The organism is uncultured Nitrospira sp., from assembly GCA_902500695.1.
Lineage (GTDB): Bacteria > Nitrospirota > Nitrospiria > Nitrospirales > UBA8639 > Nitrospira_E.
The window spans coordinates 31,356-41,994 of record CABVRQ010000007.1 but is presented as its reverse complement, the minus strand read 5'-3'; the positions used below and the strand labels follow the sequence as shown (position 1 = coordinate 41,994).

Sequence of the window (10,639 nt, the reverse complement as noted above, 5' to 3'; positions counted from 1 at the left end):
TGAGGAAAGCCGCTGGGAGTTTGCCGAAAATACTCCACTAATCCGTCCTCGTCTTGATCTCCATATTTATCGATCCAAACCAGCGCCAGTTCCAGATGAGGCCAGAGCGAGGCGATAAAGTCCTTATCTCCCGTTCGGTCGTAATAGGCACCAGCCAGGAGGATAAATAATGGTGTCGAATCAACGCTCCCGTAATACTCCCCAAATGGAATTTCTTTAAGCGCAGCCATTTCACCCTTACGGGTTTCATGTAAAATTTTCCCAGGTTCCGCATCTTGATCAGGAATCATCTGTGTGGCTTGTGTTGAAGCCAGATAACTCAAAACCCCGCGTGCAAGACCTGGATTAATCCATAAACATTCCAAGGCGGTAATAATTCCGTCCCTCCCGAAAGCCGTGCTGTACCATGGAACGCCTGCATAGGGATAAGGCCCTTCAGGAAGGTTGGTCGTCATCATGCAAGTGTCATCAAGTGATCGATTAAGCCAGTCGTTGAATTGTTCATTGCCGGTATGAATTGTGCAAAACTGAGATTTAGTTGTTTGTAAGTTATGAGCCGCATGGGATTGGGCCGTGATAAAAATGATAGGTTTTACTGTCTTACCTTCTATTGAACAGGCAATAGAGAGGTGACAGATTTTTTCCTCTTGAGGTTTCAACGATAATTCAAATGTCATTGAACTCGTCGTGGTTTGTTGGGGAACCAGGTCGGTCGTCAGATGGGTCATCCGTTTTACATGGTCTAACCCCTGATATTCCCACATAATAGTGTGGTCTTCCAGGGGTGTGGTGGTCATGATCCCCCGTTGAGACCGTTGTTCCCCTCTTACTTCGAAGAGGTCAGCGAAATCTGCCTGATAGTGGATGGAAAACTTGAAGGGGAAAGCATGTAAGGAATAGTTGGTGAACCGGAGTTCCTCTAAGCACCGAGCTTGATAGAGAAACTTTGTCCGAGAAATATGAAGAGTGCCTCTAGGAAGAAATGGTAGACCATTTTTATCCAGATCAGGGTTGGTCAGGTCCACTGTGAGTAAGGCATTGTCTCCCTTGATCGCGGAACTCAGGAGAAAGGGGTGGGTTTCTTCAATATGGAATTCCAATCCTGAAAGAAACCGGGTTCCTTCATGGTAAAGGCCCTGCTCACCCAGTCCCACGTGTTGAATGTCACCGTATGGATTAAAAATGCCAAAGGTCTCCCCATCCTTTAAGACATGCGTTCGGGTATCGGCAAGCGCAGAAGTCGCCAGAATATAATGCGCATCTCCTATCCGGACTATTTTGTCATTCATGGCCTTTCCATTGACTAGCGAAAAATTATTGTATCATTCATTTTATTCATCTGGAGGGACACTTTCAAAGCCTCAGGCCAAAAAATAAGAAGGTTGAGGGAATTTTGTTGGTGGAAATAAAAACCCCTATGAAAACAGAATTCCCTTGTCCGTCCGCGAGGATAATAAGCGAAATTTGTTATCTCCATTCTTGCTCTTCCGGCTGAATGCCAGAAATCTAGCCAGCCAATATCAAGGATGTATATCAAAATGTGAGCTTCCCCGCTCATACAATCAAAATGGCTATTTTTGAGGGCAACTCCACCTTTTACTCACGCAACATAAATTATCGAAGAACCCCCTTTAATCGAATCTGACTGTCTATAAGAGGGTCGAGAATGTTTGAAGAAAGCTTCACGAATGAATGTTAGGGAATTTCGGTTCTTAGGCACCGCAAGACTTTCAAACGCTTCATAGTAGAGACGATTTCTGGTAGCGTCCATTTTTGTTGGTGAAGATTCTCCTGCCAAAGGGTATACTTTAAAAAAATCTATACACATTGTCTGCTTAGAAAGATCAGGCCTTTATGGTCTGAATGATCAAGGATCGTGAATAGCGCATTTCAATGCGGGACAAATAATGGCGAATAAAATTTTAATTGTCGATGACGAAGAGGCTTCTCGTGAAGGGTTGGCTATCCTTTTGGCAAAATGGGGCTATGAGGTGGGACAAGCTGCGGATGGGAAAGAAGCTCTGACTAAAATCCCCCACTTTCATCCTGATGTGGTCATTACGGATTTGGTGATGCCTGGATTCAATGGGCTCGAGCTCATTCAGTTTCTTCAAAAAGAATTAATATTTAGTCCAGTCATCGTCCTGACCGGTCACGGGACCATTGAGACGGCCGTTTCTTCTATCAAGCAGGGTGCCTACGATTATTTGACCAAACCTCTGGATGTGCCAAGGCTCCGCATTATGGTGGAAAAAGCGTTGGAAAAAGGAGAGACCCATAGAGAAATGATTTTGTTGAGGAAACGACTCAAAGGGTTGTGGGGACTTGGAAAATTGGTGGGCAAGAGTAAACCCATGCAGGAAATCTATAGTCTCATAGAGTTGGCCGCCCCGACGCCGGCAAGGGTCCTCATTCTCGGTGAAAGTGGCACAGGAAAAGAATTGGTTGCACAGAGTCTCCATGATTTGTCTCAAAGAAACAAGGGCCCGTTTATACCGGTGAATTGTTCAGCCATCCCAGAAACCCTTTTGGAGAGTGAAATATTTGGGCATGAAAAGGGTGCCTTTACGGGTGCCTTGGATAGAAAGCCTGGGTGTTTCGAGTTGGCACATGGAGGTACCCTTTTTCTGGATGAAGTGGCCGAAATGAGTCCGACCATTCAAGCCAAATTTCTGAGAATTCTTCAAGATTCCTCAGTTAAACGGATTGGCGGAACGATTCCTATCCAGGTCGACGTCCGTGTCGTGGCGGCCACAAATAAGGATCCATTGAAGGCCATCCAGGATGGATCATTGCGTGAAGATCTGTACTATCGTTTGAATGTGTGTATCATCCATCTCCCGCCACTGCGAGACAGAGCAGATGATATCCCTTTATTGGTGAAAGCTTTAATTGAAGAATTTAATGCCAATTATACGAGAACCGTACAATCAATTAATGATGAAGCGTTGGAGCGTTTAATGACGCATGCCTGGCCCGGAAACGTCCGTGAACTGAGAAATGCCGTTGAACGGGCCGTGATGACCTGTACCGCAGATGTGATTACGATCGAACATCTCCCTGAATTTGCCAAAGCACCGGACGGTGAAAATCCTGAAGAGAAGGGGGATTCGGTGCGACTGCCCATGGGATCGACGATCGAAGATGCGGAACGCCAACTCATCGTTCAGACGCTTAAGCATAATCAAAATAATAAGACACGGGCAGCGGAGATTCTTGGGATTAGTCTAAAAACGCTTCATAATAAACTTCATCGGTACGGGTTACATGATGCGATTGAACGTTAAGGGAAAGGAAGCGTTAGGGGTTACAGTCCTTACACTGGTGGTGGTGGTTGGCAGTACATTCCTTAATCTTTCTCAGTTAAGCAATGTCATTATCCAGGAAACCTTGGACCAGGTTTCTCTCATTAAACGACAAATTTTTGAGTACGGTAAGCGGGTGGTGCTGAATGCTCCGTCACCCGACACCCATCCTGTTGTTCTGCTGGCCACAAATCAGGAGCTCAAGAAATTTCTTGAAGCCAGCGTGGGATACTCGCCTCATCTCCTCTATGCCCTCATTGTTGATCCTCAAGGAAAAACCCTTTTGCATTCCGAAGGTGCTAAAACTGAGCGCCCACATCCAACCAGGCCTAAACTCGAAGACCTTCTTTCACTGGGACCCATTGACCGTTTTACTGTGCTGTACCAAGAGGGATCAATTTTTGACAGCACGTTACCAATGACCTGGGAAAATGTCCCCATCGGCGAAGTCATTGTGGGTATCCATACCAGTCTGCTTCGTGAAAGAATGACGTCCTCTTTGAAAACCAGTGTTGTGTTTGCTTTGGTGGCCTTGCCTATTGCCTGGTTGTTAACGTTGGGCCTGGCGACGTTGACGTTGCGTCCCATCCATGCTCTGGCCGATCAAATGGAGCAACTACGTCAAGGACGTTTTGATGTATTAACGGATTTAAGCCGGACGGATGAATTTCGAGAACTGGCCTCGCAGCTTCAGTTGTTAGGGCAACAACTGAAATCTGATCGTCTCAAAACATTGAGTGAGGAAACGCACCTTCAAGGAGTGATTGAACATCTGGAGGATGGAATTATCCTTATTGATGCAGAAGGCCAGATCCTCTTTGTGAACCAAGCGATGGAAGCGATGGTGGATATGCCGATTTCTCCTCTCCCCGGTCGCCTGGACGAGCTGGGAGAATCTTTTGCTCCCCTCATTCAATTGGTAGAACAGGCATTGAGAGAGAAAAAGGATTTTAAGGCTGTCTCCTGCTCCTTGCCCAGAAAGGGGGAAGATAAGTCATTTTATATCTCTGTCGTTTGTTTGGGGCCCTTTTCACAGATTCACGGAGCCATGATTTTATGTAGAGATATGGAAGCCATGAAAACCCTGCAATCGTTGGTTCGATATGCTGCCCAGCTCACGACTTTGGGCCAACTGACTTCAGGGCTCGCCCACGAAGTCAAAAATCCTCTGAACTCAATGGTTATTCATCTCGAAATTTTAAAGGAGGAAACAAAGAGCCTCAATGGAGACTTCCAGAAAAGTTTAGAGGTCCTGGAAGGGGAAGTCCATCGTTTGGATCGTGTCGTACTTGGTTTTTTGAAATTCATGCGCCCGCAAGAACTGGAAATTTCGTCCGTGAATGTCAATCAGTTGCTCAAGAGGGAGTTGAGTCTTTTAGAAACGGAATGGGGAAATAAGGGCATCCGCATCGTCCTTGATTGTGAGTCAGATCTTCCAGCCATTGCCGCAGACCCTGATCTCTTGAGTCAAGTTTTTCTCAACATTATTTTAAATGCCTGTCAAGCTATGGAAGAACAAGGCGGAGAAATTCGAGTTGCCACATCGACCCATCAGGACAATGAAATTCGAATATCAATCAGCGATCAAGGTCCTGGTATTCCACCTGAAAAAAAAGAAAAAATTTTTCAATTGTATTACACTACCAAACATCATGGCAGCGGTTTGGGTCTTTCGTTAGTCTATCGCTTTATTCAATTACATGAAGGAATTATCGATGTTCAAACGGAAATGGGGCAAGGCACCACCTTTATTATCCGATTGCCAAGAAAGATTTGAGGTGACAATTGTGTTGTCATGTCTTCAACGGAGAGTCTTCATGGGTGGAAGTCAATTTCTAATATGGGGATTGAGCTTGTTCCTTAGTGGATGCTCATTAGGCAGTGTTGCCCCGCGAATGGACTTTTGGTATCCCAATCAGATCACACCAATGAAAGAGGTTTTCGGTCCGTCATTCATTCATCTTTCCTCCAATTCGTCTCCTAATAAACCGGTTTCTGCGGACGATCCTACGCCTACTGAGCCTATCCCCGGGGAAAATAAAATCCCATCCGATAAACCTCACCAACAAGTTCCGGCTTCGCAAGAGCAAAAACCTGCAATCCTTGTCCCCGAGATTCCTCATAAAGATAATGATGAGGTGATTGTGAAATACAAGGCAAAAATAGATGAGACGCAAAATTTGTTGCGCACCATAAATGAAAGACAGCTATCCAAGGAGCAATACGATACCTACAATTCAATCAATAGTTTTCTGGAAAAAGCCCAAGAGGCTTTTTCTCAAAATGATCTGTCAATGGCAATGAATTTATCCGAGAAAGCCAATACCTTGACTAAGGAAATTGTTAACAATTCCACAAAACCATAACAGAGAATCTTCTTGACACTTTTATGATTGATAGGGAGGAATTACGATAGTGAACATTGGAAGACAATCAGCCCGCTTGCCGTTATTGACGGCGAGGCCTCTCAATATGGTGGCACATGACTAAAAAGAACGTGTTAATCGTAGAGGATGATATGAATAGCCGTGAGGGCCTGAAGTCTATGCTTGGTATGTATGGATATCATGCCGATACATCCCAGGATGGTTTGCAGGCCATAAAAAAAATCAAAGAAAAAAAATTTGAAGTGGCCGTCATCGATATCAATCTTCCTCCAATTTTGAATGTGGAAATTAATGGTTGGGATTTGGTCCGAATTTTCAGATCATTCAACCCAAGCATAGAGATCATTGTCGTCAGTGGAGAAAAAGGAGTTCAAGCCCGAGCTCAACAATTCAATTTGGCCGGATGCTTGGAAAAACCCATTCGGCCTGCCCATCTTAAATCTCTGATGGAAGCTCTCGGTAGCTGAATAATCAGCTCCGGGCTTTCGATATTCTTCCTTCCCAGGCTTCTCCCCCTGTGTTGGGTTGTCCCCAATTTCTATTCTTCTAAAACCGCATCTGCTGCATCAATGCTTTCCTTTATTGATTGCTTTGTAAATTTTACAAGGTTTTTTGTAATTTTTACCGGTTCGAGGAATTCTTACATGATCCTCTCTGGTCCGCTTGATATCCCCACCTAAAAAAACGTGATTTGTCAACGCCTTTTTTGAGAAAGTCCATCAAACTGTTCTGGCCTGATGTTTGCGGTATAGCTAATAGGTAGGATGAGGATTCTCTTTCCTGAATATCCTCGCAGGGTTGGGAGGGAATTCAATATTCCCCTATAACCTAGGAGGATCTCATGAAATTCCTTCCGTATTCCATCACAGTGTTTTTCATTGTGTCATTTCGTTTGTTCAGGCATCAGATATGCGAGGGATGACCAATGACTTGACCGAACAAGCGCATAAGGAAGGACTATTGAGCAAAGTAAGCGGGATTGTCCAAGAGGTAGAAGGTGACTGGTGTGTTGTGCAAGATTCCCAAGGGACTGAGTGGAAGATTCAAGTGGATAAGTATACGGATACCAGTGGTCGTGCTCTGCCCGGTGTAATGATTATCGCCATGGTAGAGAGAGACGGTCATGCCAAGGAAGTGAAAGTGTTAAAGAATGAATGAGGGTTCTTTGGAATCGGGTGGAGCTCACGGAGAGAAAATCCCCTGATTCTCAGGCGATAAGGGTTGATTGGATGGAAGAAGGGAGAGAGAGCCATGAAAAGGCAAAACTTTAATCATTTTCAAATTACGATAGGCATGTCCTTGATCGTTATGGTCGGATTTTTGGCTTTGAATCCTTCAACGGATATGGGGATGGCTTCCGAGGGTAGTCAAAAGAAAGAGAGGATTCAAGGAGAAGGAGACATAGGGCAAATCATCATTGAAGGAGAGGTTACAAGGATTCAGGGTGAATTTGTGGGAAAAGATTTTTCTGAAATGAAGGATCTGCGATATGAAGTGAAGGCGCCGCTTGGGAGAGTATGGGATCTCCACCTTGGAGACAAAACACAGAAAATAGGGGATATATTTTTAGGAGATCATGTCAAGGCAAGTGTTGGCAAGGATGGGTCCCTTCAAACCGTGCAGAAGATTGAGCCGATTAATACGAATTTAAATAATTCCGTTGTTCCTCGTCGGATTACCGGAAAGGTCGAACAAATGGAAAGGAAATTTCTTGTTGTGAAACAGGGTGAGCAAACTGAAATTTTGCACCTTGATGATTGGGGTACTCTTGAAGGAGACATTCATGAGGGAGGCTCCATTGTCGCTCAATTTGGAGAGGCCGGATACGCAATTAATATCGAAGAACTTCAGGATGAACCAGGGATGAACTCTGACTAAGGCGTCCGGGATTTTTCGCAAATATCCACTTATGAAAAATTAAAACGTCGCCTGATTGGGAGAAAGAAGCCTTAACCATATCGGTGAAAATTGGAGGATGTGCGTCGAGGTCCCGGCACTGGAAGCCATTTAGAGGGCAACCATTGAATATAGGAATATTCTTTAAATGGAACTATTTTTTTATGTGCAAAACACAAACTTTATTTGCCAGAACGTAAAGCTTTTGTAGAAGAGATGATTTGGGAGAATGAAATAATAAAGGAGGTTCACGATGACCACGGAATTACTTGCGAACACATGCAATCGATATAATTTCGTGACGACAAGGAAAAAAGCAATGCCTCAGAAGGAATCACCAGGAAAAATCGTCATGATTGTTGATGATGATATAGACTTTCGATTACTTTTACGTGACCGATTGGTACGATTGGGACTGTTATGCGTTGAAGCCGAAAATGGGGAGAAGGCCAAAGCACAAATCAAAAAAAAGCATGTCGATTTGGTAATTACTGATTATCGCATGCCCAGAATGGATGGGTTAGAATTAATCGATTGGCTGAAGCAAACTCAAAGATATATGCCCATAATTTTTGTGTCAGGAGATGTCAGTGCACCAATTCGGAAGAAAGCTGAACAGGCAGGGGTTTATGCAATTTTGGAAAAACCATGTTCTCTCGCTGATTTATCGTCAAGAGTTAAAGAAGCGTTCGATGAATCGTGAGGAATTTACGGTTATCAGGCATACATTTTGATTTTTTTAGGATTGAAAAATAGAGCCAAACATGGAGTTTTCCCGAAATAATTATGAGCAACTCAAGGATCTCTTCTTGTGGGAAATTTCCGATTAAAGGACTGTCCGCAATGTTTGGTAGGATTGGTAGAGGACCCAAAGCTGCCTAATCCCTTTTTTATTCTTCTTCTCTTCGATAGAAATTTTTGAAATTCCATTTTCCTTGTTTCATCGTGAGAACCCACCCTTCCTATTAAGTCAATTGCTGGTTGGCGTTGAGGAATTGGAGAGAAGATATCCTTGGGACACAGGAGTCCCAGGCAAAGACCCATCGGGTCAGGACCTGATCAGGAAAAATTAGAGGGGGCTCCTCTCAATACTATTTAAAATTTGAGTAGGATCGGACTCTACGTGAGAGTTGGAGGGCGACCTGGGACGTGATGAGTAGGATCACCCCCATAGCCAGGAGAGTCCATGTTTCACCGAACGGTGCCATCATCCATCCAAACGTCGTCATTCACCCGATGGCTGCGAACATGGCCAACGTTCCATATAAGGCCAGAACACGTCCTATAAGATGTGGCGGCGAGATTTCCTGGATAATTCCCCACTCAATTGGGGTCAAAACGCCACTTCCCATGCCAATAACGATAACGATTAACAAGCTGAGGGGCAACGCAATGGTTCCGGTAAAAGCCCATAAAGCGACTGCGGCCATCAGACTGGTTATGGCCAATAGGCGAATGCGTCGCCACTGTGCTCCGAGATTGGCTTTGGCAAGGAAAAGGGATGCCAGAAATAGGCCCACTCCTACCCCTGATGTGATATACCCGACTTCCACTGGCCCAAATTTCAACATGTTCCTGCCAAAGACCGGCAATAAAGTATGAAAGGCACTCATAACAAAACTGTACAGCCCAGCTGTAAGAATAAGGGGAAGAATAACGGGCTGCCGGAAAAAGGTAAATTGGACACCCTCTTGTAAATCTTTCACATAACTGGTGATGGAGATTTGGAAGGTTTTAGCCGGGTTAGTCACCTCGGGAATAGAAACAAATACCAAGAGCACAGCCGATCCAATATAGGTCAGGACATTGATGCAGAGCACCTCCTGGGAACTTGAAAGGGCGATCCCTAACCCGCTCAACAATGGGCCGAAAATTACTCCCAGACTCATCGTGCTTTGCAGGAGGGCATTTGCGGCGGTTAAGGAGGATTTCTCCACGATAAACGGGATGGAGGCGAATAGGGCCGGAGCGAATAAGGAAGTGGCTATGGCATTGCCAAGGACCAATACATATAAAAATTCAACCGTGAATGCTTCATGTGAGACCAGGCAGGGAATGACTCCAATAACCAGTGCTCGTATAAGATCCGTACCGATGAGAATGATTTTTTTGGGAAAACGGTCAACGAACACCCCGATGAAGGGGCCAAATACAATCGGAGGGAGTGTTTGCAAGATTCCAATGATCGTTGTTTGGAGAGCGGAACCGGTGACCGCATAGACAAACCATAATAGAGCCAGTTTGGTTACCCCATCTCCGATTTGAGAGATAAGCTGACTCCACCAAATAATTCCAAAATTCCTTTGAAATAAAAGCGGGGGAGTGGTAACCAAAGCAAGAGATTGAGGAAGGCTATGGGAAGATGGAGAAACCTTGGACATAACTTTCGAAATGAGTTCCTTCACTCATTCCCTGCCTCAAGACGAATATTTTGAGTAAGGACAGCAATAACACCAGGAATTTCCCTGGCGGCTTGTGCAGCCTCCAAGGCAATCACCTGAAATCTTGTTTGGCCACTTAGAGAGACCACACCTCGAATTGTGACAATTTCGAAGTTGGCCTCTCGCAAGGTTTGGCTTTTGGCAAAACGCTGTTTAACCAGTTCCGTCAGACTAGTGTCTATGCCGGCCTGTAAGGTTGCACTTAAAGAGGGACGAACTTCGATGAGATTGACAATCTCTTTTCCCTTTATCAGGTGGGTAGTTAATACTGTAGCCAAGGCCTTTTCTTCTTCAAGGGGTACCGCACCTGTCAATTTGACTGTTTTCTCCTGGATCTGACAATCGATATCGTAAGGAAAGAGACGGGGATCACCCATAAACACCAGTTTTAATTCCAAATTCTGGGATTCTATAATGTTAGGTGATGCTTTCCGTTGTTCTTCGACTGGAGATTCATTTTTTGTGGAAGGTTTCGCTAGATGGTCCTGGACTTGAATAATTGGAGCCTCATCTTGTATTGACACAGGCATAGAATAGGCATGAGTTATGTTAATGGCCCATATAATGGTACATAGCGTAAAAGTCGAGTTCATAAATAATTTATGAAAAA

Annotated in this window: 10 protein-coding genes; 7 read left to right on the top strand and 3 right to left on the bottom strand. The window is 44.6% G+C overall.

Features of this window, described 5'->3' with window-relative positions:
* The coding region (locus AAH187_RS03005) for a glycogen debranching N-terminal domain-containing protein (RefSeq protein WP_342346949.1) at positions 1-1,289 on the bottom strand (1,289 nt) is incomplete at its 3' end.
* A gap of 618 nt (positions 1,290-1,907) precedes the next feature.
* On the opposite strand from AAH187_RS03005, the gene AAH187_RS03000 reads away from it, so the two are divergent.
* The 7 genes from AAH187_RS03000 (at position 1,908) to AAH187_RS02970 (ending at position 8,291) form a co-directional block, all read left to right on the top strand.
* The gene (locus AAH187_RS03000; protein WP_342346948.1) at positions 1,908-3,287 is read left to right on the top strand and encodes a sigma-54 dependent transcriptional regulator; all 1,380 of its coding nucleotides are present in this window, start codon (positions 1,908-1,910) and stop codon (positions 3,285-3,287) included.
* Entirely contained in the window at positions 3,268-5,082 is a 1,815-nt protein-coding gene (locus AAH187_RS02995) for an ATP-binding protein (RefSeq protein WP_342346947.1), read from the top strand. Before AAH187_RS03000 ends, AAH187_RS02995 begins: the two co-directional genes overlap by 20 nt.
* A 40-nt stretch (positions 5,083-5,122) precedes the next feature.
* Positions 5,123-5,671, top strand: a complete 549-nt coding sequence (locus AAH187_RS02990; RefSeq protein WP_342346946.1) for a hypothetical protein — start codon at positions 5,123-5,125, stop codon at positions 5,669-5,671.
* 116 nt (positions 5,672-5,787) lie between these two features.
* A complete protein-coding gene (locus AAH187_RS02985) occupies positions 5,788-6,159 on the top strand; it encodes a response regulator (RefSeq protein ID WP_342346945.1) in 372 nt (123 codons plus the stop codon).
* A gap of 442 nt (positions 6,160-6,601) precedes the next feature.
* Positions 6,602-6,850 carry a hypothetical protein gene (locus AAH187_RS02980; protein ID WP_342346944.1) on the top strand — a complete coding sequence of 83 codons (249 nt, stop codon included), beginning with the start codon at positions 6,602-6,604 and terminating at the stop codon, positions 6,848-6,850.
* 93 nt (positions 6,851-6,943) lie between these two features.
* Positions 6,944-7,570, top strand: coding sequence for a hypothetical protein (locus AAH187_RS02975; RefSeq protein WP_342346943.1), 627 nt, complete (start codon positions 6,944-6,946; stop codon positions 7,568-7,570).
* A 271-nt stretch (positions 7,571-7,841) separates the two neighbouring features.
* A complete protein-coding gene (locus AAH187_RS02970; RefSeq protein ID WP_342346942.1) occupies positions 7,842-8,291 on the top strand; it encodes a response regulator in 450 nt (149 codons plus the stop codon).
* A gap of 526 nt (positions 8,292-8,817) precedes the next feature.
* Here AAH187_RS02970 and AAH187_RS02965 read toward each other — a convergent pair.
* Together AAH187_RS02965 and AAH187_RS02960 are read right to left on the bottom strand one after the other, a co-directional pair.
* Positions 8,818-9,969: an MFS transporter gene (locus tag AAH187_RS02965; protein WP_342346941.1), complete on the bottom strand. Its 1,152-nt coding sequence runs from the start codon at positions 9,967-9,969 to the stop codon at positions 8,818-8,820.
* A gap of 20 nt (positions 9,970-9,989) precedes the next feature.
* Positions 9,990-10,639, bottom strand: a 650-nt coding sequence (locus AAH187_RS02960; RefSeq protein ID WP_342346940.1) for a BON domain-containing protein, incomplete at its 5' end; no start/stop codon positions are given.